Source organism: Micromonospora sp. NPDC051141 (genome assembly GCF_044455765.1).
Lineage (GTDB): Bacteria > Actinomycetota > Actinomycetes > Mycobacteriales > Micromonosporaceae > Micromonospora.
The window spans coordinates 361,075-386,284 of sequence record NZ_JBITFD010000005.1 but is presented as its reverse complement, the minus strand read 5'-3'; the positions used below and the strand labels follow the sequence as shown (position 1 = coordinate 386,284).

Below are 25,210 nucleotides of genomic sequence, written 5' to 3'. Positions count from 1 at the left end.
CCGCGATGTTCGAATACGCACCCGCCCCCGAGTCGCGCTCGGTGGTCGACCTCAGGCCCTCGTACGGGCTCTTCGTCGACGGGGAGTTCGTCGACCCGGCCGACGGTGGCAGCTTCAAGTCGATCAACCCGGCCTCCGAGGAGGTCCTCGCCGAGATCGCCGAGGCCGGCAGCGCGGACGTGGACCGCGCGGTCCGGGCCGCCCGGACGGCGTACGAGAAGGTCTGGGGTCCGATGCCGGGCCGGGACCGGGCGAAGTACCTGTTCCGGATCGCCCGGATCGTCCAGGAGCGCTCGCGCGAGCTGGCCGTGCTGGAGTCGCTTGACAACGGCAAGCCGATCAAGGAGTCGCGCGACGTCGACCTGCCGCTTGTCGCCGCGCACTTCTTCTACTACGCCGGCTGGGCGGACAAGCTGGAGCACGCCGGTTTCGGGTCCGACCCGAAGCCGCTGGGCGTGGCCGCGCAGGTCATCCCGTGGAACTTCCCGCTGCTCATGCTGGCCTGGAAGATCGCCCCGGCGCTCGCCGCCGGCAACACGGTGGTGCTGAAGCCGGCCGAGACCACGCCGCTGACCGCGCTGCTGTTCGCCGAGATCTGCCAGCAGGCCGACCTGCCGGCCGGCGTGGTCAACATCGTCACCGGGGCCGGCGACACCGGCCGCGCGCTCGTCGAGCACCCGGGCGTGGACAAGGTCGCGTTCACCGGCTCCACCGAGGTCGGCAAGGCCATCGCCCGCGCGGTCGCCGGCACCCGCAAGAAGCTCACCCTGGAGCTGGGCGGCAAGGCCGCCAACATCGTCTTCGACGACGCCCCGGTCGACCAGGCGGTCGAGGGGATCGTCAACGGCATCTTCTTCAACCAGGGGCACGTGTGCTGCGCCGGGTCCCGGCTGCTGGTCCAGGAGTCGGTCGCCGAGCAGGTGCTGGAGTCGCTCAAGCGCCGGATGGCCCGGCTGCGGGTCGGTGACCCGCTGGACAAGAACACCGACGTCGGCGCGATCAACTCGGCCGAGCAGTTGGCGCGCATCCGCGAGCTGTCCGACGTCGGCGCCGCCGAGGGGGCCGAGCGCTGGTCGCCGCCGTGCGAGCTGCCGGACCGCGGGTTCTGGTTCGCGCCGACCATCTTCACCGGGGTCACCCAGGCGCACCGGATCGCCCGCGAGGAGATCTTCGGCCCGGTGCTGTCCGTGCTGACGTTCCGCACCCCGGCGGAGGCGGTGGAGAAGGCCAACAACACGCCGTACGGGCTGTCGGCCGGGATCTGGACCGACAAGGGTTCCCGGATCCTGTGGGTGGCCGACCGGCTGCGCGCCGGCGTGGTGTGGGCCAACACGTTCAACAAGTTCGACCCGACCTCACCGTTCGGCGGCTACAAGGAGTCGGGCTACGGTCGCGAGGGCGGCCGGCAGGGGCTGGAGGCGTACCTCAATGTCTGAGCGGGTCGCGGTACGCAAGACGTACAAGCTCTTCATCGGCGGGAAGTTCCCGCGCAGCGAGTCGGGACGGTCGTATCTCGTGCAGGACTCCAACGTGTCGCTGGCCTCCCGCAAGGACGCGCGGGACGCGGTGGTCGCCGCCCGGGCCGCGGTGAAGGGCTGGGCCGGGGCGACCGCGTACAACCGGGGTCAGATCCTCTACCGGGTCGCCGAGATGCTGGAGGGCCGGCGCGAGCAGTTCGTGGCGCTCGGCGTTCCGGCCGACGAGGTGGACGCGGCGATCGACCGCTGGGTCTGGTACGCCGGCTGGTCCGACAAGCTCCCCCAGGTCTACGGCGGAGCGAACCCGGTGGCCGGTCCGTTCTTCAACCTGTCCGCGCCGGAGCCGACCGGGGTGGTCGCCGTGGTGGCCCCGGAGACGCCGGCGCTGCTCGGCCTGGTGAGCGTGATCGCCCCGGCGATCGTCACCGGCAACACGGTGGTGGTGGCCGCCTCCCCGGCCGCGCCGCTGGCGGCGGTCACGCTGGCCGAGGTGCTGGCCACCTCCGACCTGCCGGGCGGAGTGGTGAACATCCTCACCGGGCGGATCACCGAGACGGTGCCGACGCTCGCCGCGCACATGGACGTCAACGCGATCGACCTGACCGGGGTGGCGGACGCCGAGTTGGCGGTGGAGCTGGAGGTCAAGGCCGCGGAGAACCTCAAGCGGGTGCTCCGACCGGCCCCGGCCGACCACGACTGGCACACCGACCCGGGTCTGACCCGGATGACCACGCTCCTGGAGACCAAGACCGTCTGGCACCCCAAGGGCGTCTGACCCGCCTCACCCCTCCCCCTCCCCCAGATCCGCACGCTTTCACGGAAAGAGGGGCCATCCAGGCGCGGATGGCCCCTCTTTCCGTGAATCAGGGCAGGAGTGGGGTGGGGGGTGGGGGGTGGGGGCGCGGGGCGGCGGCGGGCGGGGGTGGGGGCGGGTCTACTACGGGGGGTAGGATTGGCGGGTGACTCGGCTGGGGGACCTTGAGCGTGCGGTGATGGACGTGCTGTGGGACTCGGTGCCCGCCACGTCGGACGGGGTGACCGTGCGCGAGGTCGCCGACGCCCTCGACGGGCGTGAGCTGGCCTACACCACCGTGATGACGGTGCTGGACCGGCTCGCCGGCAAGGGCATGGTCCAGCGCGAGCGGGAGGGGCGGGCCTGGCGGTACCGGCCGGCGGCCACCCGCGAGGCGCACATCGCCCAGCTCATGCTCGACGCGCTCGATCTCGGCGGCAGCCGGGACGCCGCGTTGGTGCGCTTCGCCCGCTCGGTCACCGGCACGGAGGCGGACGTGCTCCGCGCCGCGCTCGGCGCCGAGGCCGGGCTGGCCGACCCGCGACCGGGCGGGCCGGCGCTCGACGAGGCGACGGACCGGTAGGCGGCTGTCGTGGCGTACGCCGTGCACTTCGCCGCCACCGTCCTGGCCTGCTGGCTGACCGCGCAGGTCCTCGCCGCCGCGCGGTGGACGTGGCGCGCGCCGCGGGTGGCGATCGTCTGCTGGCAGGCGGTCGGGCTGGCGCTGGGGCTGTCCGCCATGGGGCTGCCGATGGCGGTCGGGCTCGCCGCCTACGACCGGCCGACCGGGAGCGCGCTGCTGGCGCTCGGTGACGACCTGGCCCACGGCACGCTGCCGGCCGGCGTGGGCGCGGTGCACCTCAGCCTGGTCGGGGTCGGTTTCGGCATCGGCGCGGTGCTGGTCACCACCACGGTGCGCAGCCTGCACGGCGCGGTCCGCGCCCAACGCCGGCACCGGGAGCTGCTGAGCCTGGTGGCCCGGCGCGATCCGACGGTGCCCGGCGCGCTGGTGCTCGACCATCCGAGCGCGGCGGCGTACTGCCTGCCCGGCGTGCGCCCCCGGGTGGTGGTGAGCGCCGGCACCGTCGACCTGTTGGACCCGGCCGAGCTGGCGGCGGTGCTCACCCACGAGCGGGCGCACGCGCAGGAGCGGCACGACCTGGTGCTGCTGCCGTTCACCGCGTTGTGCCGGGCGCTGCCCTGGTTCCGCTGGGTGCGTGACGCGCACGCCCGGGTGGCGTTGCTGGTCGAGATGCGCGCCGACGACAAGGCCCGGGAGCTGCACGCGGACGCGCCGCTGGCCGGCGCGTTGCGGCGGTTCGCCGCCGCCGGGCACCGGGTGACGCCGGCCGGCACGCTCGGCATCGGCGACCGGGACCTCGACGTACGGGTGCAGCGCCTGCTGGTGGCGGACCGCCCGCCCCGGGTGCTCGGCGCCACCGCGCTGGCCGTCGCCGGCACGCTCGTCGCGCTGCCGGTCTCCCTGTTCCTGAGCTGAGCCGTCCCCTACGGGATTGTTCCGGGTTCACGGGCCCGCATAGGTAGAAAGTCTACGTGTAGGGTGCCTATGACAAGCGAGCCAACCCGTGGGAGAACGCGCCATGGACCCCCTGCTCCTCGCCCGCCTCCAGTTCGCCACCACCACCTCGATCCACTTCCTGTTCGTGGTGGTCACGCTCGGCCTGGTCACGCTGCTGGTCGGCCTCCAGACCGCCGGCTACCTCACCGGCAATCCGGTCTACGAGCGGCTCACCCGGTTCTGGGGCCAGCTCTACGTGATCAACTACGTGCTCGGCATCGCCACCGGGATCGTGATGGAGTTCCAGTTCGGGCTGAACTGGAGCGGCCTGTCGCGCTACGTGGGCAACGTGTTCGGCGCGCCGCTGGCCATCGAGACGCTCGTCGCGTTCTTCCTGGAGTCCACGTTCCTCGGGATGTGGATCTTCGGGTGGCACCGGCTGCGGCGCGGCGTGCACCTGGCGCTGCTCTGGGGCGTCGCGCTGACCGCGTACGCCTCGGCGTTCTGGATCATGGTGGCGAACGCCTGGCTCCAGCACCCGGTCGGCTACGAGGTACGCGACGGCGTGGCCCACCTCACCGACTTCGGCGCGCTTGTCACCAACCCCACGTTCGGCTTCGCGTTCGGTCACGTGGTGTCCGCGAGCCTGGTCACCGGCGGACTGCTGATGGCCGCGGTCAGCGCGTGGCACCTGCTCCGGCGTACCCCCGACTTCCTGCTGTTCCGCACCTCGCTGCGGCTCGGCCTGGTCACCGCGGCGCTCGCGGTGAGCGCGTTGCAGGGCTTCGGCTTCGCCCAGTTCGGCCCGGTCGGTCAGCTCCAGCCCACCAAGTTCGGCGGCGGCCCGGACCGGGACGCGATGGTCGCCGACTGGACCGCCCGGTTCGGCCCGGGCGACTGGGAGCCGCCGGTGCTCGCCAGCGTCGGGCTCGGCTTCATGATCCTGATCGGCTTCGCGCTGGGCTGCGTCTGGCTGCTGCTGCCGCTGCTCTGGCGCGACTGGATCATCCGGCTGCGGTTCCCGCTCTGGCTGCTCCTGCTCGGCCTGCCGCTGCCGTTCGTGGCCGTGCTGCTCGGCTGGATCGCCCGCGAGGTGGGCCGCCAGCCCTGGGTGGCGTACGGGCTGCTGCCCACCGCACAGGCCGTCTCGCCGGTGTCGCCCGCGCTGATGCTCGCCTCGCTGATCGGCTTCGGCCTGCTGCTCGGCGCGCTCGCGGTCACCAACTGGACGCTGCTGGCCCGGCACGCCGCCCGGGGCGCGCTCGACCCCGCGCTCGGCCGCCCGCCCGCGCCCGACACCGACGCCCACCACCAGCCCGTGTTCGCCTGAGGGAGCCCGCCGTGGAACTCGCCTGGTACGCCCTGCTCGGCCTCTTCTTCGCCACCTACCTGGTGCTCGGCGGCTACGACTACGGTGTCGGCCTGCTGCTGGCCCGGCGCGCCGGAGCGGGCACCGGTCGGGCCGCGCTCACCGCGGTCGGGCCGTTCTTCCTCGGCAACGAGGTCTGGCTGGTGGCCACCGTCGGCATCCTGTTCGGCGCGTTCCCCACGCTGGAGGGTGAGCTGCTCGCCGGCTTCTACCCGGTGGTGCTCGGCGCGCTGGCCGGGGTGGTGCTGGTCACCGCCGGCGTGCAGTTGCGCGGTCGGGTCGGTGGCGGGGCGACCCGGGCCGGCTGGGACCGGATCGTGGTGGTCGGCGGCGTGCTGGCCGCGCTGGGCTGGGGCGCGCTGCTCGGCGGGCTGCTCCAGGGCGTGCCGCTGACCGCCGACGGGCACGTGGCCGGCGTCGGCCACGTGGTGACCCCGTTCGTGGCCGCCACCGGGTTGACGCTGCTCGCGCTGGTCGCGGTGCACGGTGCGACGTTCCTCACGCTCCGGCTGCCGCCCGCCGACGCCCCGGCCCTCGCCCGGCTGGCCCGCGGCCTGGTGCCCGCCGCGCTCACCGCGGTCGCCGCGACCACCGTCCTGGGCCTGCTCTCCGACCGGGTACGCGCCGCCGTGGCGCGACCGGCGCTCGCCGTACTCCTGCCATTGGTGCTGGTGGGAGCGCTGTTGGTGGTCCGCGCGGCGCTGCGCCGGGGCCGGGCCGGGGTGGCGTTTGCAGCGACCGCGACGGCGCTGGCGCTGCCGGCGCCGCTGGTCGGGGCCGCGCTCTGGCCCCGGATCCTGGTGGCCACCGGTGACCCGGCGGCCTCGCTGACCGTCGCCGGGGCCGCCGCCAGCCGCCCGACGCTGGCGCTGCTGGGCTGGCTCGTGCTGCCGCTCCTGCCGGCCCTACTAGGCTTTCAGGCGATGTGCTGGTGGGTGTTCCGAGGACGGATCGACGGCAGGGCACCGGTGTACTGGTGAACCGCCGCCCGTTCGATCCGCGTCTGCTGCGCCGGGTCCCCGCGGCCCGGCGCGACCTCGCCGTGCTCGCGGCGCTGGGCGGCCTGACCGCGCTGCTGGTGGTCGCCCAGGCCACCGCGCTGGCGACGCTGCTGGCCACCGCGGTCGACGGGCGGCTGCACCGGCCGGCGCTCGCCGGTTTCCTGGCCGCGGTCGCCGCCCGGGCGCTGGTGAGCTGGGCGCAGGGCACGGTGGCGGCGCGGGCCGCCGCGACGGTCAAGGCGGCGCTCCGGGCCGACCTGCTCCGCGCGGTCGGCCGGCACGGTCCCACCTGGGTCGCCGGCCGGCGGGCCGGGCAACTCGCCACGCTGGCCGGGCGCGGGCTGGACGCGCTCGACCCCTACTTCACCGGATACCTCCCCCAGCTCGTGCTCAGCGTGACCGTGCCGGCGGCGGTGCTGGCCCGGATCGTGTTCGCCGACTGGAGTTCGGCGCTGATCATCGCGCTCACCATCCCGCTCATCCCGATCTTCGGCGCGCTGCTCGGCTGGCAGGCGCAGGCCGCCACCGAACGGCAGTGGCGGCGACTGTCGCTGCTCGGCGGCCACTTCCTCGACATGGTCGCCGGGCTGCCCACGCTGCGCGCGTTCGGCCGGGCCCGGGCCCAGGTCGACGTGGTGCGCCGGATGGCCGACGGCCACCGCGAGGCCACCATGCGGACGCTGCGGATCGCCTTCCTCTCCGCGCTGGTGCTGGAGCTGGTCGCCACGCTCTCCGTCGCGCTGGTCGCGGTGCCGGTCGGCATCCGGCTGCTCGGCGGCGGGATCACGCTCTCCACCGCGCTGCTGGTGCTGCTGCTCACCCCGGAGGCGTACCTGCCGCTGCGGGCCGCCGGCAGCCGGTTCCACGCCAGCATGGAGGGGCTCGCCGCGCTGGACGAGGCGTTCACGCTGTCCGCGACCGACGCGCCGACCGCTCCGGCCGCCGCCGGGGGCACGGCCCCGGACGGCGGCGGCGAGATCCGCTTCGAGGGCGTGACCGTCGCGTACGACCGGACGACCGCGCTGCGCGACGTCACGCTGACCATCCGGCCCGGCGACCGGGTGGCGATCATCGGTCCCAGCGGCGCGGGCAAGAGCACGCTGCTCAATCTGCTGCTCGGCTTTGTCACGCCGACCGCCGGCCGGGTCACCGTCGACGGGACCGACCTGGCCGGGGCCGACCCGGACGCCTGGCGTCGCGAGGTGGCCTGGGTGCCGCAGCGGGCGCACCTGTTCGCCGGTTCCCTGGCCGACAACATCCGCCTCGGGGCGCCGGGCACCCCGGACGACGCGCTGGCCGCCGCCGTCGCCGACGCCGCGCTGGACGAGGTGGTCGGCGCGCTGCCCGACGGGCTCGGCACCCGGCTCGGCGAGCGCGGCCACGGCCTGTCCAGCGGGCAGCGGCAGCGCGTCGCGCTGGCCCGCGCGTTCCTGCGGGACGCCCCGCTGGTGCTGCTCGACGAGCCGACCGCCCGGCTGGACAGCGCCAGTGAGGCGGTGGTGCTGGACGCCACCCGCCGGCTGGTCGCCGGCCGGACCGCGCTGCTCGTCGCGCACCGGCCCGCGCTGCTGGCCGACGCGGACCGGATCCTGCGCGTCGAGGACGGCCGGGTCACCGAACTGCGCCCCACGACCACCGGCCCGGCGGTGGCCCGATGACGCCGCCCGCCCGCCCGGCACCCGCCGACCGCGTCGGCACGACGGTGACCGGCCGCGACGCCCGCACGACGGTGGCCCGGTGACCGCCGGCGACGGCGTCACGCCGGTGGGCCGGGTGCCCGCCGGGCCGACCGGGGTCCCGGTCGAGCCGTCCGGCGCGCCGGAACCGCCGGCGCCGGCCCGTCGCGACGCCGAGCGGGTGGTGCTGCGCCTGGCCCGGCCGTACCTGGGCCGGCTGCTGGGTGCCGGGCTGCTCGCCGCGGCCACCGAGTTCGCCGGGTTGGCGTTGATGGCCACCGCCACCTGGCTGCTGATGAGCGCCGCCGGCCGGCCGCCGCTGGACCGGCTCACCGTTGCCATCGTCGCGGTCCGGGCGCTCGCGGTCGGCCGGGGCGTGTTCCGCTACACCGAACGGCTCGCCGGGCACGACGCCGTGCTCCGCATGATCACCGACGTCCGGGCCCGGGTCTTCGCCACCCTCGCGGCCCGGCGCGACGCCGCCGACCGGCGCTCCGGGGACGCGCTCAGCCGGCTGGTCTCCGACGTCGAGGCGGCCCAGGACCTGCTCCTGCGGGTGCTGGTGCCGGGTGCGGCGGCGGCGCTGGTCAGCCTGCTCGCCGTCGGTGGCGCCGTGCTGATCGCACCGTCGGCCGCCGGCGTGCTCGCGGTCGGCCTGCTGGTGGCCGGAGTGGCGCTGCCCGCGCTGGCCACCCGGCTCACCCGGCGGGCCGCCGACGAGATGGCCCCGCTGCGGGGCGCGCTCGCGGTGGACGCGGTCGACCTCACCCACGGCGCCGCCGACCTGGCCGCGTTCGGGGCGACCGACGCCGCGCTGGCCGCCGCGAACGGGCGGGCCGGCCGGCTGGCCCGGCTGGAACGCCGGCTCGCCGCGGTCGGCTTCGCGGTGGACGCGACGGGCGTGCTGGTGGGTGGCCTCACCGCCGCCGCCGTGGTGTTCGTGGCGCTGCGCGCCGACGTGCGCGGGGTGCTGGTCGGCGTGCTCGCGGTGGGCACGCTGGCCGCCGTCGAGGTGGCGCTCGCCCTGGTCGCCGCCGCTCGGCAACGGACCCAGCTCCGGGCCGGCCTGGCCCGGGTCGCCGACCTGCTCACCGAGCCCGCGGCGCCAGCCCCGTCCGGCGTCCCGGGGCCGGCGCCGAGCGGCCACGACGTGTGCTTCGAAGGGGTGACGGTCCGCTACCGGGCCGGTGCCGCGCCCGCGCTGGCCGGGTTCGACCTCGACCTGCCGGCCGGCCGTCGGGTGGCCGTGGTCGGCCCGAGCGGGGCCGGCAAGAGCACGCTGGCCGCGGTGCTCACCGGCGCGGTCCACCCCGACGCCGGCCGGGTCACCGTCGGCGGCGTACCGGTGGCGGAGCACCCGGCCGGTCAGCTCCCCCGGGTGGTCGGCGGCCTGCTCGCCGAGGCGTACGTCTTCCACGCCACGGTGCGGGAGAATCTGCTGCTGGGCCGACCGGACGCCAGCGACGCGGACCTGGCCGGGGCCACCCGGGCGGCCGGGCTGCTGGACTGGGTACGCGACCAGCCCGACGGCTGGGACACCGTGGTCGGCGAGCAGGGCGGGCAGCTCTCCGGCGGGCAGCGGCAGCGGTTGGCGCTGGCCCGGGCGTTACTGGCCGCCCCGCCGGTGCTGGTGCTTGACGAGCCGACCGAGGGTCTCGACCCGGCGGCGGCGGACGCGGTGCTCGCCGCCACCCTGGCCGCCACTCCGGCCGGGCACTCGGTGCTGCTGATCAGCCACCGGCTCAGCGGCCTGGCCGGGCTGGACGAGATCGTGGTGCTGGAGGACGGCGGCGTGGTGCAGCGCGGCCGGCACGAGGAGCTGGTGGCGCGCCCCGGCTGGTACCGCGACCAGTGGCTGCGCCAGGCGGCGGCCGAGCGCGGATATCTGGCGCTCACCCCCTGAGCCCGCAATGGGGGAATTCCCGGACGCGCCGGCATGCCCCGGGTGGCAGGCTGGTGACCATGTGGGAGCTACCGGTCGAGGGCCGGCTGCGTGAGCTGTCCGGGCGGCTGCACGGGCCGACCCGGCTCAAGGCCGACCTGCTGACCGAGGCGCGGCACGCGCTGGAGGACGCCGTCGAGGCGTACCGGGAGGGCGGTCTGTCGCGGGCGGAGGCGGAGCGGCGTGCGGTGGCCGAGTTCGGCACCGTCGGCCAGCTCGCGCCGGGCTTCCAGGCCGAGCTGGCCGCCGGCGCGCTGCGCGGGCTGGCGCTGCGCACGCTCGCGGTCGCCACGGTGCTGATCGCCGCCGGGGATCTCACCTGGCAGGGGTCGAGCTGGAGCGCCGGCCCGCGACCGCCGACGGGCTACCTGCTGCTCGCCTCGTCGATACACGGCATCTGGGGAACGATCGCCGGGCTGGCGCTGGCCGGGCTGGCGCTCGGCGCGCTCGCCGCCCGGCGGGGCTCGCCGGGGCTCGTCCGGTCGGCCCGCGCGGTCGGCTTCGGGCTGACCGGTGGGCTGCTGGTCGGCGCGCTCGCCGGCGGCGCCCTGTTCGGCTGGTCGGTGCGGCTGTGGGACGCGGCGCTGACCTGGCCGCCGATGGTCATCGGGGCGGTGGTGGCGTCGGCGGCCTGGTTTTCGCTGGCCCGGTCGGCCCGCTGGTGGCTGCTCAGCACGCGCGGCCCACGGTTCGCCCGTCGGTGAGGTGACTCGGGCCGGTGTCGCAGGCGGCCGGCGCCGGCCAGCGTCGCGGACGGCTCAGGCGGGCGTCGCGGGCGCTCAGGCGGGCGTCGCGGGCGGCTCGGTCGGGCCGAGGAAACGGCCCACGGTGGCGCTGAACTCGCGCCAGCCGGCCCGTTCCCCGGCCAGTGCCCGACTGCCGGCGTCGGTGAGCTGGTAGGTGCGCCGTTCCCGGCCGTTGACGGTGCTCCAGGTGCTGGCCACCAGGCCGGCCCGTTCCAGCCGGCGCAACGCCGGATAGATGGTGCCGGTGGGCAGGTCCAGCGTGCCGCCGCTGCGGGCCCGCAACGCCTCGATGATCGCGTAGCCGTGCTGCGCGCCCTGTTCCAGCACGGCCAGCAGCAGCGCGTCCAGGTGTCCGTGCAGCGCCTGCGCCCTCATGCGTAGAAAGCCTACTTGTCGGGCGATCGAGGCGCCACCGGGTGCGGCTCCCGGTCGGAACCGGTTGCCCACTAGGGTATGTGCGCAGAGTCACTCGGCGGCGCGACGCCGCCGGGTGGGCACCCAGACGCACACGGAGGTCAGCGTGGCCCGCCAGTCGCCCCAACGGCCCGACGCCGACGAGCCCGAGCTCGACGACACCGACACCTCGGCCGCAGCAGACGAGGTCGAGGTCGACCGCCCGGCGGCGGACCGCGCACTCTGGGACGAGGTGCGGATCGACCCGGTGGAGATCGCCCTGCCCGCCGGCACCGGCTTCACGCTGCGGGCCTACCGGTCGGCGCGCGAGCTGACCCCGACCGACGTCGCCGAGCGCGACCAGGACGACCCCTTCCTGGCCCGCCGCCAGGTCGTCGAGGCCGAGGAGGACGAGGAGGTGGTGATCCTCGACGAGGAGTTCGCCGCCCTCTCCGCCGAGGAGGACGACGAGGACGAGAAGTCCGACGGGAAGCGCCGCCGCGGCAAGGCCGACGCGGACGCCGACGACGAGGCGGTCCCCGGCGACGACGAGGCCGACGCCGACGACGAGGCGGACGAGGACGACGACGCCGCGGGCGACGAGGAGGTGCCGGTCTTCCTCACCCACAAGGGGCGGCTGCTGCTCTTCAAGACGCCGGAGTCGCTCGTCACTTTCATCCGTTCCGGTGCGCCCAACGACCTCTCTCAACTGGACAGCTGGAATGAACTGTCCGAACGGCTCGAACCGGCCGACGTGGCCCCGCTGGACGAGGACACCTACGAGCTCGACCTGGTGGTGGAGAACCTGCGCGGCGGGCACGACGCGTGGGATCCGGCGCTGCTGATCGAGGCCGGCGAGGTCGCCCGTGACCTGGCGTACGCCCTGCGGCTACCGGCCGTTCTGGACATGCTCTCCGCCGGCTCCAGCCTGGACGATCTGGACGAGGCGCTGCGTGCTTCCGTCAACGGCGGGGTCGGTGGTTTCCTGGGTCGTCGCCGGCTGAAGAAAATCGGGGCACAAACCGCAAGTTTGGGTTGGCGCACCATTGTCGGCAAGATCTCTGCCGTCGTGGACTGGCGCGACTGACCCGGAGCGGGGAGCATCAGTCTCTGGCAGAGCAAGACCTGTGTCCCGGGAGGAGGACGACGCTGTGGCGCTCGTACGCGTGTACTGCGGTCTGGCCTCGGCAGATCCGGCCGACCGAACGGCTTCGGCCGGAACGACGCTGACGTCCGCTGTGGTCGACGACGCAGGCCGTCTGCTGCACGTCTGTGAGATCGGTGACGAGCCCGCCGGCTACGCCCGGCTGGTCACGCTGCTGGTGGAGCGGTCCGGTGGGCCGAGCGGCGTGGCCATCGCCGCGGACAGCGACGACCACACCGTCACCTCGCTGCTCAGCGCCGCCGGCCGGCCGTTGGCGATCGCTGACGACGACTCGGTCGACGACTTCGCCGAGCGGTTCGCCGACGACGACTCGCTGGAGGAGATGCAGTCCCCGCCGGCCGAGCGCCGGGCGGTCGGGCTGGCCCGGGCGCTCCAGGCCGGCGCGCTCTCCGCGGTGACGCTCCCGGCGCCCCGTGACCTGGCCGGCTACAAGCAGGTCCTCTCCGCCCACGCGGCACTGGCCAGCGGGCGGCACTCGGCCGCGGTGACGCTGCGCGAGGTGCTCCGCGAGCTCTACCCGGCCGCGCTGCGCGCGTACCCCGATCCCGCCGAGCCGGTCGCGCTGGCGGTCCTCGACGCGCTGCCCGAGCCGAGCATGCTGACCGGCACCTCGGCGCGGGGCCGCGACCTCGGCGCCGCCGCCGACGCGGTCGCCGCGCAACTGGCCGCCGACGGCCTGGCCGACGCCGACACCGTCACCGAGGCGGTGACCGCGCTCCGGGTCGCCATCTCCGAGACGCCCCGCCGGGCCACCGTCAACCGGGCGCTCACCGCCGCCGTCGCCGAGACGGTGCGGCAGGCCGTCGCCTCCGTCCGTGCCTGCGACGCCGGCTGCGACGCGCTGGTCGGCGCGCTGGCCGAGCGCACCACGCCGACCCCGGCCACCGGTCGTCGGGCCGCCGCCCGCCGCGGCGAGCAGGTCGACGAACTCGCCGTGACGCAGCCCGCGGGGCTGCGCCCGGTCCCGCCGGCGCAGCCCGAGCCGCTCGCCGAGCAGCCCGGCCGGCGCAGTCGCCCCGAGCCGGACCTCGACGCCACCGAGCCGGCGGGCCGCCGCAGCCGCCCCGAGCCGGTCCCCGGTGGCCGGCGCAGCCGCCCGGAACCGGTCTCCGGCCCGACCGGGCCGACCGTGCCCCGCCCGCTCGGCCCGCCGCCGGTGGCGCCCGCACCGGTCGCCCCGCCGCCGGTCGCCCCGGCCCCGGTCACCCCCGTCGCCCCGGCCGCGTCGCTGGGTCGCCCGACGTCCGCGTCGCCGAGCCGTCCCGAGCCCACCGGCGCGCCCCTGCCGTCGCGGGTGGACGGGCCGACCAACCGGCCGGTCTCCGCGCCGCCCCCGCCGCCGCCCGGGATCACGCCGATCCCCCCGTCCTCGCGTGGCTCGGTGCCCCCGGCCGAGGCCGGCGAGCCGTTCCGGCCGACGCTGACCACCGCCGCGATCAACAAGGCCCGGGCCGAGCGGCAGCGCACCGTCATCCCGCCGCGCCCCAAGACCACCGCTCCGGAGCCGCCGACCGGTGGGTTCAGCGCCACCGACCTGAGCATTCCGGTGCCGTCCCCGCGCCCGCCGGCGCCGGCGCCCGCTCCGCCGGGTTCCCGCGCCAACTGGCCCCTCGTCAACAACAGCGACGACCAGGCCGACCGGGAGCGGGAGGCCCCCGCCTACCCGTACGGGCGGAGCGTGGACGCGCCGAGCGACCCGGGACGCGTCACCCCGCCGTGGCTCGCCGACGACCTGCCGCCGGAGCCGCCGATGCTGCGGCTGGTGGAGCCGCCGCCGCTGGCCGACCGGGCGCTGCGCGGCGAGTCGGAGCGACCGGCCGACCCGGGGTTGGACACGCCGCCGCTCCGGCTGGTGGACCGGGGCAACGCCGGTCGACCGGCGCCCCGCGCCGAGCTGCCCGCCCCTCTGGAGCGGCGTCCCGCGCCGAAGGAGCACCGGCCGCCGCCGGTCTCCGACGAAGGCGACGGCGACCTGCTGATCTTCGCCCAGGCCAAGTCCGCCTGGTTCGTCGGGCACGGCGACGAGGCCGACCTGGAGTGGACGTCCACCGCCGACACCGGCTGGCAGGCCGCCGAGCAGGCGGCCCGCCCGTCGATCGGCGCGGAGACCAAGGCCGGCCTGCCCAAGCGGGTCCCCCAGGCCAACCTGGTGCCGGGCTCCCCGCTGCGCGAGGAGCGTCCACTGCGGATCGTCCGGAACGCGGCCAGCCTCGCCGAGAACACCACCGGCTACTTCCGGGGGTGGCGGCGCGGCCAGGAGATCGGCGGCTTCGCGGTCGGCGGTCGCCCCGGCCGGGAGGCGGCCGGCGGTTGGGACTTCAGCCGGGACACCGGCGACCGCGACGACGAGCGGGAGTACGAGTTCCGGTCCGCGGGCTACCGGTCCTGAGCCGGGCCGCCGACGGCGTGTTCCTACCCACACCCGGATGATTTGACGTCGGGTCCGGCCGGCCGGGAACATACCCGGCGGACCAGCGGCGGCGCCTGTTCGCCGGGGTGGGAAGGCGACTCCATTGGCGACACCGGCATTCGACTCCACCGTGCTCACCCGTCGGGGCGTCCTCGCGGTCGCGGCCGGCAGCCTGCTGCTCGCCGGTTGCGGGCCGCAGGGGCAACGGCCGGACGAGGGCGGGAGCAGCAGCGCCCCGGGTGACCAGAACCTGGTCGTCGGCGTCAGCCTGGAGCTGAGCGGTCGCGGCGCGGCGCTCGGCGTGGTGCAGCGCCGGGCGCTGGAGATCACCGCGGAGTCGCTGAACCGGTCCGGGATCCCGGTCGGGAACCTGCTCCGGTCGGTCCGGCTGGAGGTCCGGGACAACGGCAGCGACCCGCAGGTCGCCGCCCGGCACGCCGCCGACCTGACCCGCGCCGGGGCGCACGCGCTGATCGGCGGCGTCCTCGGTGAGACCGCGACGGCGCTCGCGACGGCCGCCCAGCAGCTCAAGACGCCGTTCCTGGCGCTCGGCCAGGGGGACCGCATCGTGCTGCCGCTCGCCGAGCGCACGTTCAGCTTCAAGCTCACCCCGGACGGCATCGACGTGGCCCGGCGGATGGTGGACCTGCTCGAATCCCAGCGGGTCCGGCGGGTGGCCCTGCTGGCCGCGGACGGGCCGCACGGCGACTCGGGCGTACGGGCGGTGCGCGAGGCGCTCGGCAACAGCGGCGTGGCACTGGCGCGCACGCTGCGGCTGCCGGAGACCGGGCGGAGCTTCCGGGCGGTCGCCGAGCGCGCCACCGCCGGCGACCCGGACGCCGTCATCGTCTGGGGCACCGCGCCTGATTCCGGTGACGCGGCCCGGGAACTGCGTCGGGCGGGTCACCGCGGCGCGATCTTCTTCGACGCCGGCGCGGTGGTGGACGACACGCTGCGCGGGGCCAACGCGAAGGCGGTCGAGGGGGCGTACGCCGTGCACCCGGCCTGCCTGGGCGGTTCCGCGTTGACCGCCACCAGCGGTGCCCAGGTGGCCCGGCGCGACTTCGACTACCGCTACACCCAGCGGCACGGCACCTCGGTCGGCTTCGCCCCGTACGCCGCGGACGCGCTCCAGCTCCTCGCCGCGGCGGCCCGGAAGGCGACCAGCCTCGACCGGGGTCGGCTGCGGGCGTTCCTCCAGACCCAGATGACCGAGGGCATCGCCGGCGGCTACGCGTTCAGCGCGGACCGGCACGGCGGCATGGAGGTCGACTCGCTCGGCGTCTACCGGGTGTCCCAGGGCAGCTGGACCCGGTACGCCTGACCCTCGTCCGGCGGCCGTCGGGGGACGGCCCGGTCACCGGACGACCGCGCACCGCGTTCGACCCCGGACGGCACGAAGCGCCCGGTGGCCCAGGGCCATCGGGCGCTTCCGCGATCGCCTCAGGCGGGCGCGACGGCCCGGGAGCGCCGCATGGTGAGCACGTACTCGACAAGCGAGATCAGCACGTGCTTCGTCGACTCCCGGTTACGGGCGTCGCAGGGCACCACCGGCACGTCACGGGAGATCGCCAGCGCGTCCCGTACGTCCTGCGGGTCGTGGTACTGCATGCCGTCGAAGCAGTTGATGGCCACCAGGTACGGCAGCCGCCGGTGCTCGAAGAAGTCGATGGCGGCGAAGCAGTCGGCGAGCCGACGGGTGTCGACCATCACCACCGCGCCGATCGCCCCCCGGACCAACTCGTCCCACATGAACCAGAACCGCGTCTGACCCGGCGTACCGAAGAGGTACAGGATCAGGTCACGGTCGATCGAGATACGACCGAAGTCCATCGCCACCGTGGTCGTCGTCTTGCCCGGCACCTGCCGGGTGTCGTCGACGCCCACGCCGGCGGAGGTCATGATCGCCTCCGTGGTCAGCGGCGTGATCTCCGAGACCGAGCCGACCAGCGTCGTCTTGCCGACGCCGAAACCACCGGCGATAACGATCTTCGCCGACGTCACGCGCCCGCTCGGGGCCGGCGGCCGGTGCGACATGTCAGAGCCTGCGAAGTCCACTCAGCACCCTCTCCAGCAATTCAGTGCCCACCGCGTCGTCGGAGTCGTCCAGAATGGTCGGCTCGTGGACTGCGACCAGGCCATCCGTCGCCATGTCGGCGATGAGCACCCGGGCCACGCCGAGCGGAAGCTGCATCCGCGCCGCGATCTCGGCAAGCGACTGCACGCGTCCGTCACACAACGCGGCTATGTACTGGTGTTCACGGCCTTGGCCCCCGTTGCCGGTGGCCATCGCTCGGCCGCGCACCGTCGTCTCGACGAGTGCCTCCAGGGCGATGTCGAGCCGGGGACGGGTACGACCACGGGTTACGGCGTACGGCCGGACCAACGCTCCGGTCGGCTCGTCACGATCCGCCATGTCGCCGCTCACCTCCCTCGCACCCGGCACCGGCTCGCCCCGGTGGCATCCGTCGCTTTCCTTGTTCTTCCCGCTCCTGACCCACCGGCCAGCGCGTCATTCAGCCCATCATCCCCACAGCCGTACGCGGCTGTGGGGTCAGGGCGTCGCCCACCCGGTCGACGAGCAGGGCCATCTCGTACCCGACCTGGCCCACGTCGCAGCTGCGCGCGGCGAGCACCGCGAACGACGAGCCGTCGGAGATGGACATCAGGAACAGGAAGCCGTTGTCCATCTCGACCACTGTCTGCAGCACCGCCCCGCCCTCGAAGCATCGCGCCGCGCCCTGGGTCAGGCTGACCAGGCCGGAGGCGATCGCCGCGAGCTGGTCGGCGCGGTCCCGCGGGAGGTCACGGGACGAGGCGAGAAGCAGGCCGTCGGCCGAGACCGCGACCGCGTGCGCCACGCCGGGCACCCGGTCGGCGAAGTTGGCGAGCAGCCATCCGAGATCCTGCGTACTAGTCATCCTTGTTGCTCCTTCTGCCCGCTCCCGGCCACCGGGCCTGAGCCAGACTGCGAGGACTGCTGCCGTCCCGGAGTGCCCTCCGGGCCGGTCGTGTTGCTGTCGGTCGGGTGGTTACGCCCCCGCTGCACGCCCCGATGGTAGGCCGAGAGGAGACCCCGGACGGCCTCCGGCGTCCGCCGCTGGGCCGCCGGCGCCGGCTTGTCGATGCTGCCCGGCACGAGCTGCGCCATCGGCGTCCGCTTGGGCAGACCCTTCCGGGTGGTCTCCGCCACCGGCACCTCGGTGGCCGCCGAGGCGGCACGCCAACCGTCGTCGGCCGCGGTCTGCCAGGGCGACGACGGTTGCGGCGCCGCCGGCTGCCGGCTGGGCAACCCACCGGCGTACGCGGGACGGCCGTTGCCGTTCGCCGGCCGGTCGTCACGGGGCGCTCCGCCGGCTGTCGGTGTCGGTGCCATCGGTGTGTTACCTGTCGTTGCGGATGTCGGCTGCGGCACCGGCCGGCCGGCGGTGTCGACCTTGGCGAACTGCTGGGTCGTGGCGCCGTTCGTCGGCGCGGCCGGGGCCGGCGTCTCGTCGTTCGGCCCCGGCCGGCGGGTGCGGAACCACGCGGACTCCAGCTCCCGGAAGATCGGCAGCTCCATCGTCTCGTCCGCGTACCGCTGACGGTTGCCGGCCTGCTGTGGCTGGGGCGTGGCCGGCCGCGGCGCGGGCGCCGAGGGCTGGGCTACCGGCTGCTGGGCTACCGGCTGCTGGGCTACCGGCTGTTGGGCGGCGGCCGACGGCTGGGCGGCGGCCGACGGCGTCTCCGCCCGCGGCACCCGCGGCAGCTCGGTGGTCATGTCGAGCCCGGCGGAGAGCCGTTCCGGCACCGCGGGAGCCGGTGCGGGCGCGGCCGGGGCGACCGGCGGCCAGACCGGCGGCGCGCCCACGTGCGGCGCGGGCGCCGGACGCGGCGGCACCTGGTCGGCCGGCGACGCGGAGAGCGGGTTTCCGCCGACCGGCTGGCCGGAGACCGGCACGGCGGATACCGGCCGGGTCGGGAGCGGGTGGCCGGAGACCGGCGTCGCCGACACCGGACGCCCGGAGTACGGGTCACCCGACACCGGACGGCCCGAGTACGGGTCACCCGACACCGGACGCCCCGGGTACGGGTCACCGGAGACGGGGTGGCCGGAGACCGGCGCGGCCGAGACCGGACGGCCCGGGAAGGGGTGGCCCGAGACCGGGGCGCCGGAGACCGGCGGCAGCGGCGGGGCGGACACCGGCGGGACCGGCGGGGCGGACACCGGCGGCGGCGAGTACGGCCGCGCCTCGGGGCTGCTGGGCAGCTGCCGTGGGATCACCGGCTGCTGGCCGCTGGTGGCCGGGTCGCCCTCACCCGGGGTGCGACGCTGGGGCAGCGGGTCGATCGGCTGGCCGTTGGCCGACCGGGGCGGGTAACCGTCGCCGGCGCTCGCGTCGGCGCCGGTCAGGTCGGACCACGCCGGCATGGCACGGCCGCCGTTGGCCGGCGTGCCGGCGCCGTTGCGGTGTGCCGGGTCGAAGGACCGACCACCGAGCGTGACCTGGTTGCCGGAGGTGCCGGGGTGCGGCGCGGGCGGCGGGGTGTGCGGGCCGTTGCCGAGCGCGGCCAGCGCGCCGAAGGCCGGCGCGGGACCACCCGACTGCCCGAAGGCCGGCGCCGGACCGCTGGGCTGACCGAACTGGCCGAAGGCGGGCGCCGGGCCGGGCTGCTGCGGACCGGCGGCGGGCAGGGCGGCTGCCGGCCCGCTGCGGCCGGCGAGGGCGCGCGGCACCAGGACGGTGGTGGGCAGCGTGACGTCGGCGACGGTGCCCCGGTCGCTGGCGGGCCGCAGCTCGACCTTGACGCCGTGCCGGGCGGCCAGCCGGGCCACCACGACCAGGCCCATCATCCGGGAGACGGCCACGTCCACCTGCGGGGGCGTGGCCAGCCGCTCGTTCAGGTCGTGGAGCTGCTCGGCGCTGATGCCGATGCCCCGGTCCTCGACGTAGAGGGAGGCACGGTCGCCGACCCGGCGGGCCTCCACCATCACGTGCGAGTCCGGCGGCGAGAACGCGGTGGCGTTGTCGAACAGCTCGGCGACCAGGTGCACCAGGTCGTTGACCGCGTGCGCGGCGACCTCGATGTCCCGGTCGATCACGCCGAACTCGATGCGGGTGTAGTGCTCGACCTCGGACTGGGCGGCGCGGAGCACGTCGATCAGGGCAGCCGGCTCGCGCTGCACCCGGGTGGAGTCCGCGCCGGCGAGCACCAGGAGGTTCTCGTCGTTGCGACGCATCCGGGTGGCCAGGTGGTCGAGCTGGAACAGCTCGGCCAGCCGGTCCGGGTCCTCCTCGCCGCGCTCCAGCCGGTCGAGGTGACCGATCAGCCGGTCGACCAGGATCTGCGAGCGGCGGGCCAGGTTGACGAACATGGTCGCGACGGACGCGCGCAGGGCGGCCTGCTCGGCCGCGGTCCGGACCGCCTCCAGGTGGACCGCGTTGAACGCCTCGGTCACCTGGCCGAACTCGTCCTTGCTGCGGACCGGCAGCGGCTCGGCGATCTGGTTGGCCAACTGCACCGGGGAGAGCTGGCCGGTCACCTGCGGGTCGCGCAGCCGGGCCACCGCCTGTGGCAGGCCGTACTGGGCCACCGAGAGGGCGCCCTGGCGCAGGTCGCGCAGCGAGCGGGCCATCGAGCGGGCGACCAGGTAGGCGAAGAGGATGGCCAGCAGCAGCATGGTGAGCAGCAGGCCGGTCTCCAGGAACACCTGGCGCTGGGTGTCCGAGCGCAGCTCGTCGGCCTGCTCGACCACGTTGCTGTCGAGGCGGGACTCGACGGTCCGGAGCAGCTTGGCGTTGCCGACCATGGCCTGGTCCCACTGGTCCGGCCCGAACGGCGCGTTCTTCATCGAGCCGCTGTTGTTCGCCGACATGAAGCCGGTGAGGTTGTCCGCCTTACGCAGGTCGGGACCCTCGACGGTCTGGTCGAAGAACTCGGAGTCGGCCGGCGTGGCGACGGAGCGGAAGGTGGCGAGCGCCTGGGCCTGGGCGGTGCCGCTGGCGATGAACTGCTCGCGCAACGCGGGACTGTACTGCCCCTGGGTGAGCGCCTGGTGCACGACCACCCGGCGCTGGGCCAGGTATTCCTTCTGCCGGGCCACCGCGCCCGCGGCGCGCATCCGGTCGCTGAGGTCGTTGTCACCGGCGAGCTGGGTGCCCGAGTCGCGGATCGACAGCAGGTCGTTGATCAGGCGCTCGTACGCCTTCTCCGCCTCGTCGATCTTGAGCTTGCCGTTCAGCACCTGGCTACGGGTCGCGGGCAGGTCCTTGAGCTGGTCGTCGATCTCGTTGAGCCGGACCTCGAAGTTGCGGGGCAGGTCGTCGATCTCACCGCGCTGCCGCAGGTAGGGACCCTTGGCCTGGTCCACCCGCTGGTTGGCCCGGTTGTAGGCCTCCTGGTACTGCGCCCGGGTCTGCACTTCCTTCGCACCGAGGAAGAGCACCGAGCCGACCCGCTCGTCCTGCATGGTGTCGGCGAGTTCACCCGAGTAGCCGATCAGGCTGGCCAGGTCGCCGGCCCGGTTGGCACTGTTGAGCGTCTCCAGGTGGTCGACCAGACCGCTGGTGCCCACCACGACCGTGGCGATGGTCGGCACGATCATGATCAGACCGAGCTTGGACCAGATCGGCATGTCGCGCAGCCGGCTCGCCGGCCGGCGCAGGCGCGACAGGAAGGAGCCCGCCGTCGTTGGCCGTTTGCTCACGTCACCGCCCTCGCAAAACCGCGTCCGGCGTCACCTGCGGGCAACGCCGAGCGTCCGACCCGGCGGGTCGGACCTCCGAGATTCCATCACGCCGCCCCGCAAAGAGAAAGCCCAGGTTGTCCCTCACCGGAGGTGTGATGAGATGTTGATGCAATTTGATAGCAATCCGTCTGGCCGGAGTCACTGAAGGTAATGGATCACCCGCACCGCGTCGTCCTCCTCGCCGGGCCCTCCGGCTCTGGAAAGTCGTATATAGCGCATCGAACCGGACTTCCCGTGCTCTGTCTGGACGACTTCTACAAGGACGGCGATGACCCTACGTGTCCGCGCCGAAACGGACAGGTCGACTGGGAGTCCCCGCTGGCGTGGGATGCGGACACGGCGGTGGAAACAATTGCCCGATTGGCCCGGGAGGGCAAGGCCGAAGTGCCGGTTTATGCGATCGGCGCGGACCGGCGGGTGGCCACCCGGCCATTCGACGTCGACGGATCGCCATTCTTCGTGGCCGAAGGGATCTTCGCCGCCGAGATCGTCGCCGAGTGCCGGCGCCGGGGCCTGCTCGCCGGGGCGTACGCGCTGCGCCGCCCGCGGGGCGCGACCTTCCTCCGCCGGCTCGCCCGTGACCTGGCCGAACAGCGCAAGGCACCGCGGGTGCTGGTCCGGCGCGGGATCACGTTGCTGCGCGCCGAGCCGGCCGTGCTGCGCCGGCAGACCGGGCTGGGCGCCGAGGCCGCCCGGGCCCGGGAGGTGCTGCGCGGGGTGGCCGCCCTGCTCGCCGGCCACCCGCGCCGGCAGTGATCAGCCGATCAGCTTGGCGTACGCCGGCTTGATCACCTCGTCGATGATCCGCAACCGCTCGTCGAACGGGATGAACGCGCTCTTCATCGCGTTGATGGTGAACCACTGGAGTTCCTTCCAGCCGTAGCCGAAGGACTCCACCAGCAGCGCCATCTCCCGGGACATCGAGGTGCCGCTCATCAGCCGGTTGTCGGTGTTCACCGTCACCCGGAAACGCAGGTCGCGCAGCAGCCCGATCGGGTGGTCGGCGATCGACGCCGCCGCCCCGGTCTGCACGTTCGACGACGGGCACAGCTCCAGCGGGATGCGCTTGTCCCGCACGTACGCGGCCAGCCGGCCCAGCACCGGCGGGTTGCCCGGGGTGATGTCGTCGACGATCCGGACGCCGTGGCCGAGCCGGTCCGCGCCGCACCACTGGATCGCCTGCCAGATCGACGGCAGCCCGAACGCCTCACCGGCGTGGATGGTGAAGTGGAAGTTCTCCCGCTGGAGGTACTCGAACGCGTCCAGGTGCCGGGTGGGCGGGAAACCGGCCTCCGCGCCGGCGATGTCGAAGCCGACCACGCCGGTGTCCCGGTGCCGCACCGCCAGCTCGGCGATCTCCTGCGAGCGGGCGGCGTGCCGCATCGCGGTGAGCAGCGTGCCGACCCGGATCGGGGTGCCCGCCTCGCCGGCCAACGCGCTGCCCTCCCGGAAGCCGGTGACCACCGCGTCGACCACCTCGTCCAGCGTGAGGTTCCGCTCCAGGTGCTGCTCGGGCGCGAACCGGACCTCGGCGTAGACCACGCCGTCGGCGGCCAGGTCGAGCGCGCACTCCCGGGCGACCCGACGCAACGCGGACGCGGTCTGCATCACGGCCACGGTGTGCGCGAACGTCTCCAGGTAGCGCTCCAGCGAACCGGAGTTCGCCGACTCGGCGAACCAGCGGCCCAGCGCGTCCGGGTCGGTGGTGGGCAGTTCGTGGTCGGCCTCGGCGGCCAGCTCCACGATCGTCGCGGGCCGCAGGCCGCCGTCGAGGTGATCGTGCAGCAGCGCCTTCGGGGCCTTGATGATGTCCTCGTACGAGATTGCGACCATGCTCAGACCCTAGTCACCGACGGTGCCGGCCCGGCACCGGACCGGCTCAGGGACGCCAGCCGTACACCCGCTCCACCGCCAGGCGCAGGACCAGCCGGCCGTCGGCCACCATCGCGGCCCGGTAGTCGGCCCAGTCCGGGTGCTCGCCACGGATGCCCCGGTAGACCTCGACCAGCTCCTCGACCGTCGCGTCGTCGGTCGCGGCGGCCGGCGGGGTGAGCGTCACCGTGCCCTCGGCCACCGCGTACGCCCCGCCGTCGGCGGTGGTCACGTGGAAGCTGGCCCGCGGATCCCGGCGCAGGTTGCGCACCTTGGCCCGGTCGCCCGTGGTGGAGCAGCGGAGGAGCCCCGGCTCGGCCAGGTAGTCGAGGTTGGACAGCTGCGGGCGGCCGTCCCGGCGCAGCGTGACAAGCACTCCGCGCCCGTGCCCACCGAACAGCTCCCACAACCGCGCGCTTGTCGACATGGCACCCAATCTAGGGCCGCCACCCGGCCGCCGGAATAGGATCTTCGGCGTGGCCGGTCCCGCTCTGCTCCCGTCGGTGCTGACCCGGCTGCGCTGCCCGGTCTGCGGCGAGCCGCTGACCGACGCCACCGCCGGCACCACCCGCGCGCTGCGCTGCCCGCGCGGGCACAGCTTCGACACCGCCCGCCAGGGGTACGTCAACCTGCTCGCCGGCCGCGCCCCGCACAGCGGGGACAGCGCGGAGATGGTCGCCGCGCGGGCCGACTTCCTCGCCGCCGGCCACTACGACACCGTCGCCGCCGCGCTGGCCGCCGCCGCGACGCGGGTCACGCCCGATGACCCGTACCCCCTGGTGGTGGAGCCCGGCGCGGGGACCGGGCACTACCTCGCGGCGGTGCTGGCGGCGCTGCCGGACGCCGCCGGGCTGGCCCTGGACGTCTCCAAGCCGGCGCTGCGCCGCGCGGCCCGGGCGCATCCGCGCGCCGCCGCCGCGCTGGCCGACACCTGGCAGCGGCTGCCGCTCGCCGACCGGTCCGTGACCGTGCTGCTGAACGTGTTCGCGCCCCGCAACGGCCCCGAGTTCCACCGGGTGCTCGACCCGGCCGGCGCGCTGCTGGTGGTCACCCCGACCGCCGACCACCTCGCCGAGATGGTCGACGCGCTCGACCTGCTGCGGGTGGACCCGGCCAAGGCCGACCGGGTCGCCGGCAGCCTGGGCGCGCACTTCGTCGAGGAGTCCGCCGGCGAGCACCGGACCCGGCTGGCGCTGACCCGTGCCGAGGTCACCACGCTCGTCGGGATGGGTCCCAGCGCCTGGCACGCCGACCCGGAACGGCTCGCCGCGCGGATCGCCGCGCTGCCCGAGCCGGCGCCGGTCACGCTCGCCGTCCGGCTCGGCACGCACCGCCCCCGCTGAGCCGGCTCAGGTGGAGAGGTCGACCTCTTCCCAACCGGGGGGCTCGTCGTGGTACGGCCCGCGCAGCACCACCGCCCACTCCAGCGCCCACCGGCGCTGGCCGATCGCGTTCGCGTCCACCAGCCCCGGCAACGCGCCGCCGGCCTGCTCGGTCTCCAGGTACGCCCAGTCCAGGCAGTAGTGCAGATCGAGCAGGGCGGCGGCGTCGGCGGGGTGCTGCGGGGCGGCCAGGATCCGGGCCCGCCACTGCACGAACGTCTCGCCGGTGACCAGGTTCGGCATCCGCTCGACCAGCCGCTCGTCCACCGGCACGGTCGGGTCGAGCTGCTTGCTCAGGCCGAGCACCCAGGCCAGCGAGAAGAGCGCGTCGTGGTGCAGCACGAACGACCGGTGGTCGCCCCGCCCGCCCATCACGAACTGCCACTCCGGTGGCGTCAGCATCTCCACCAGGTGCGACTCCAGCAGCCAGCTCATCGCGGCCTGCGGGGGCATCCCGAAACAGCGGGCCAGGATCAGGTGCAGCACCGCGATGCGCGCCTCGATCTCCGGCGTGGGCCGCAACTCGATCTCGTCACCCGGCTCCCAGACCAGCGGGAACTGCGGTGGGGGCAGTGGAAGACCCAGCCGGGACAGCTCGTCGAGGCTCGCCTCACGGACGGCCCGGGGGTCGGGAGCGGATACGCGCAACGCCTCAGTCCCTGTCTGCTCGCCCCGGCTCGTCGCCGGTCGGTCCCCCTGGCCTGGGAGGATAGCGGCTCCGACCGGGCGGGCAC

The 25,210-nt window shown here is 74.9% G+C and carries 22 protein-coding genes; 14 read left to right on the top strand and 8 right to left on the bottom strand.

Annotated features, from left to right (window positions below; translation table 11 throughout):
• The first annotated feature begins 5 nt into the window (after nt 1–5).
• From ACIA6B_RS12985 to ACIA6B_RS12945, 9 genes are all read left to right on the top strand, one after another.
• Nucleotides 6–1,436, top strand: a complete 1,431-nt coding sequence (locus ACIA6B_RS12985; protein WP_396772963.1) for an aldehyde dehydrogenase family protein — start codon at nt 6–8, stop codon at nt 1,434–1,436.
• Nucleotides 1,429–2,253 carry an aldehyde dehydrogenase family protein gene (locus tag ACIA6B_RS12980; protein ID WP_396772960.1) on the top strand — a complete coding sequence of 275 codons (825 nt, stop codon included), beginning with the start codon at nt 1,429–1,431 and terminating at the stop codon, nt 2,251–2,253. Before ACIA6B_RS12985 ends, ACIA6B_RS12980 begins: the two co-directional genes overlap by 8 nt.
• A 184-nt stretch (nt 2,254–2,437) precedes the next feature.
• Nucleotides 2,438–2,854, top strand: a complete 417-nt coding sequence (locus ACIA6B_RS12975; protein ID WP_107157189.1) for a BlaI/MecI/CopY family transcriptional regulator — start codon at nt 2,438–2,440, stop codon at nt 2,852–2,854.
• Nucleotides 2,855–2,863: 9 nt separating this feature from the next.
• Nucleotides 2,864–3,769 (top strand): M48 family metalloprotease, encoded by a 906-nt coding sequence (locus tag ACIA6B_RS12970; RefSeq protein WP_396772958.1) that lies wholly within the window; start codon nt 2,864–2,866, stop codon nt 3,767–3,769.
• 103 nt (nt 3,770–3,872) lie between these two features.
• Nucleotides 3,873–5,120 carry a cytochrome ubiquinol oxidase subunit I gene (locus ACIA6B_RS12965; protein ID WP_396772957.1) on the top strand — a complete coding sequence of 416 codons (1,248 nt, stop codon included), beginning with the start codon at nt 3,873–3,875 and terminating at the stop codon, nt 5,118–5,120.
• An 11-nt stretch (nt 5,121–5,131) separates the two neighbouring features.
• Nucleotides 5,132–6,139: a cytochrome d ubiquinol oxidase subunit II gene (locus ACIA6B_RS12960; protein ID WP_396772955.1), complete on the top strand. Its 1,008-nt coding sequence runs from the start codon at nt 5,132–5,134 to the stop codon at nt 6,137–6,139.
• Entirely contained in the window at nt 6,136–7,818 is a 1,683-nt protein-coding gene (gene cydD / locus ACIA6B_RS12955; RefSeq protein WP_396772954.1) for a thiol reductant ABC exporter subunit CydD, read from the top strand. Before ACIA6B_RS12960 ends, cydD begins: the two co-directional genes overlap by 4 nt.
• A 79-nt stretch (nt 7,819–7,897) precedes the next feature.
• Nucleotides 7,898–9,739 (top strand): thiol reductant ABC exporter subunit CydC, encoded by a 1,842-nt coding sequence (gene cydC / locus ACIA6B_RS12950; RefSeq protein WP_396772952.1) that lies wholly within the window; start codon nt 7,898–7,900, stop codon nt 9,737–9,739.
• A 59-nt stretch (nt 9,740–9,798) separates the two neighbouring features.
• Nucleotides 9,799–10,482, top strand: coding sequence for a permease prefix domain 1-containing protein (locus ACIA6B_RS12945; protein ID WP_396772950.1), 684 nt, complete (start codon nt 9,799–9,801; stop codon nt 10,480–10,482).
• 75 nt (nt 10,483–10,557) lie between these two features.
• Here the strand turns inward: ACIA6B_RS12945 and ACIA6B_RS12940 are convergent, their stop codons facing one another.
• Nucleotides 10,558–10,899: a PadR family transcriptional regulator gene (locus ACIA6B_RS12940; protein ID WP_396772948.1), complete on the bottom strand. Its 342-nt coding sequence runs from the start codon at nt 10,897–10,899 to the stop codon at nt 10,558–10,560.
• A 115-nt stretch (nt 10,900–11,014) separates the two neighbouring features.
• Here ACIA6B_RS12940 and ACIA6B_RS12935 point away from each other — a divergent pair, with 115 nt between their 5' ends.
• From ACIA6B_RS12935 to ACIA6B_RS12925, 3 genes are all read left to right on the top strand, one after another.
• Nucleotides 11,015–12,004: a DNA primase gene (locus ACIA6B_RS12935; protein WP_396772947.1), complete on the top strand. Its 990-nt coding sequence runs from the start codon at nt 11,015–11,017 to the stop codon at nt 12,002–12,004.
• Nucleotides 12,005–12,044: 40 nt separating this feature from the next.
• Nucleotides 12,045–14,471 (top strand): transposase, encoded by a 2,427-nt coding sequence (locus tag ACIA6B_RS12930; protein ID WP_396772945.1) that lies wholly within the window; start codon nt 12,045–12,047, stop codon nt 14,469–14,471.
• 124 nt (nt 14,472–14,595) lie between these two features.
• A complete protein-coding gene (locus tag ACIA6B_RS12925) occupies nt 14,596–15,816 on the top strand; it encodes an ABC transporter substrate-binding protein (protein ID WP_396772943.1) in 1,221 nt (406 codons plus the stop codon).
• A 119-nt stretch (nt 15,817–15,935) separates the two neighbouring features.
• On the opposite strand, the gene ACIA6B_RS12920 is transcribed toward ACIA6B_RS12925, so the two are convergent.
• From ACIA6B_RS12920 to ACIA6B_RS12905, 4 genes are all read right to left on the bottom strand, one after another.
• Nucleotides 15,936–16,529: an ATP/GTP-binding protein gene (locus ACIA6B_RS12920; protein WP_107157178.1), complete on the bottom strand. Its 594-nt coding sequence runs from the start codon at nt 16,527–16,529 to the stop codon at nt 15,936–15,938.
• Nucleotide 16,530: 1 nt separating this feature from the next.
• Nucleotides 16,531–16,908 (bottom strand): DUF742 domain-containing protein, encoded by a 378-nt coding sequence (locus ACIA6B_RS12915; protein ID WP_107157253.1) that lies wholly within the window; start codon nt 16,906–16,908, stop codon nt 16,531–16,533.
• A 100-nt stretch (nt 16,909–17,008) separates the two neighbouring features.
• Nucleotides 17,009–17,413 carry a roadblock/LC7 domain-containing protein gene (locus ACIA6B_RS12910; protein WP_013731521.1) on the bottom strand — a complete coding sequence of 135 codons (405 nt, stop codon included), beginning with the start codon at nt 17,411–17,413 and terminating at the stop codon, nt 17,009–17,011.
• Nucleotides 17,410–21,180, bottom strand: coding sequence for a nitrate- and nitrite sensing domain-containing protein (locus tag ACIA6B_RS12905; protein WP_396772940.1), 3,771 nt, complete (start codon nt 21,178–21,180; stop codon nt 17,410–17,412). The genes ACIA6B_RS12910 and ACIA6B_RS12905 overlap by 4 nt, the downstream gene beginning before the upstream one ends.
• Before the next feature lie 501 nt (nt 21,181–21,681).
• On the opposite strand from ACIA6B_RS12905, the gene ACIA6B_RS12900 reads away from it, so the two are divergent.
• A complete protein-coding gene (locus ACIA6B_RS12900; RefSeq protein WP_396772939.1) occupies nt 21,682–21,978 on the top strand; it encodes a hypothetical protein in 297 nt (98 codons plus the stop codon).
• Here ACIA6B_RS12900 and ACIA6B_RS12895 read toward each other — a convergent pair whose 3' ends face one another.
• Both ACIA6B_RS12895 and ACIA6B_RS12890 read right to left on the bottom strand, forming a co-directional pair.
• Nucleotides 21,979–23,055, bottom strand: a complete 1,077-nt coding sequence (locus ACIA6B_RS12895; RefSeq protein ID WP_396772937.1) for an adenosine deaminase — start codon at nt 23,053–23,055, stop codon at nt 21,979–21,981.
• Nucleotides 23,056–23,101: 46 nt separating this feature from the next.
• Nucleotides 23,102–23,521 (bottom strand): PPOX class F420-dependent oxidoreductase, encoded by a 420-nt coding sequence (locus ACIA6B_RS12890; RefSeq protein WP_396772936.1) that lies wholly within the window; start codon nt 23,519–23,521, stop codon nt 23,102–23,104.
• A gap of 64 nt (nt 23,522–23,585) precedes the next feature.
• Here ACIA6B_RS12890 and ACIA6B_RS12885 point away from each other — a divergent pair, with 64 nt between their 5' ends.
• Nucleotides 23,586–24,437, top strand: a complete 852-nt coding sequence (locus ACIA6B_RS12885) for a putative RNA methyltransferase (RefSeq protein WP_396773155.1) — start codon at nt 23,586–23,588, stop codon at nt 24,435–24,437.
• A gap of 6 nt (nt 24,438–24,443) precedes the next feature.
• Here the strand turns inward: ACIA6B_RS12885 and ACIA6B_RS12880 are convergent, their stop codons facing one another.
• Complete coding sequence (locus tag ACIA6B_RS12880; RefSeq protein ID WP_396772934.1) at nt 24,444–25,124, bottom strand: DUF4272 domain-containing protein; 681 nt, start codon at nt 25,122–25,124, stop codon at nt 24,444–24,446.
• Between the last annotated feature and the right edge of the window lie 86 nt (nt 25,125–25,210).

Bases quoted from the DNA above. Each gene is read 5' to 3' on its own strand.
- ACIA6B_RS12940 (WP_396772948.1), bottom strand. From the start codon at position 10,899: ATGAGGGCGCAGGCGCTGCACGGACACCTGGACGCGCTGCTGCTGGCC.
- ACIA6B_RS12890 (WP_396772936.1), bottom strand. From the start codon at position 23,521: ATGTCGACAAGCGCGCGGTTGTGGGAGCTGTTCGGTGGGCACGGGCGC.
- ACIA6B_RS12910 (WP_013731521.1), bottom strand. From the start codon at position 17,413: ATGACTAGTACGCAGGATCTCGGATGGCTGCTCGCCAACTTCGCCGAC.
- ACIA6B_RS12965 (WP_396772957.1), top strand. From the start codon at position 3,873: ATGGACCCCCTGCTCCTCGCCCGCCTCCAGTTCGCCACCACCACCTCG.
- ACIA6B_RS12980 (WP_396772960.1), top strand. From the start codon at position 1,429: ATGTCTGAGCGGGTCGCGGTACGCAAGACGTACAAGCTCTTCATCGGC.
- ACIA6B_RS12945 (WP_396772950.1), top strand. From the start codon at position 9,799: ATGTGGGAGCTACCGGTCGAGGGCCGGCTGCGTGAGCTGTCCGGGCGG.
- ACIA6B_RS12895 (WP_396772937.1), bottom strand. From the start codon at position 23,055: ATGGTCGCAATCTCGTACGAGGACATCATCAAGGCCCCGAAGGCGCTG.
- ACIA6B_RS12985 (WP_396772963.1), top strand. From the start codon at position 6: ATGTTCGAATACGCACCCGCCCCCGAGTCGCGCTCGGTGGTCGACCTC.
- ACIA6B_RS12920 (WP_107157178.1), bottom strand. From the start codon at position 16,529: ATGTCGCACCGGCCGCCGGCCCCGAGCGGGCGCGTGACGTCGGCGAAG.
- ACIA6B_RS12915 (WP_107157253.1), bottom strand. From the start codon at position 16,908: ATGGCGGATCGTGACGAGCCGACCGGAGCGTTGGTCCGGCCGTACGCC.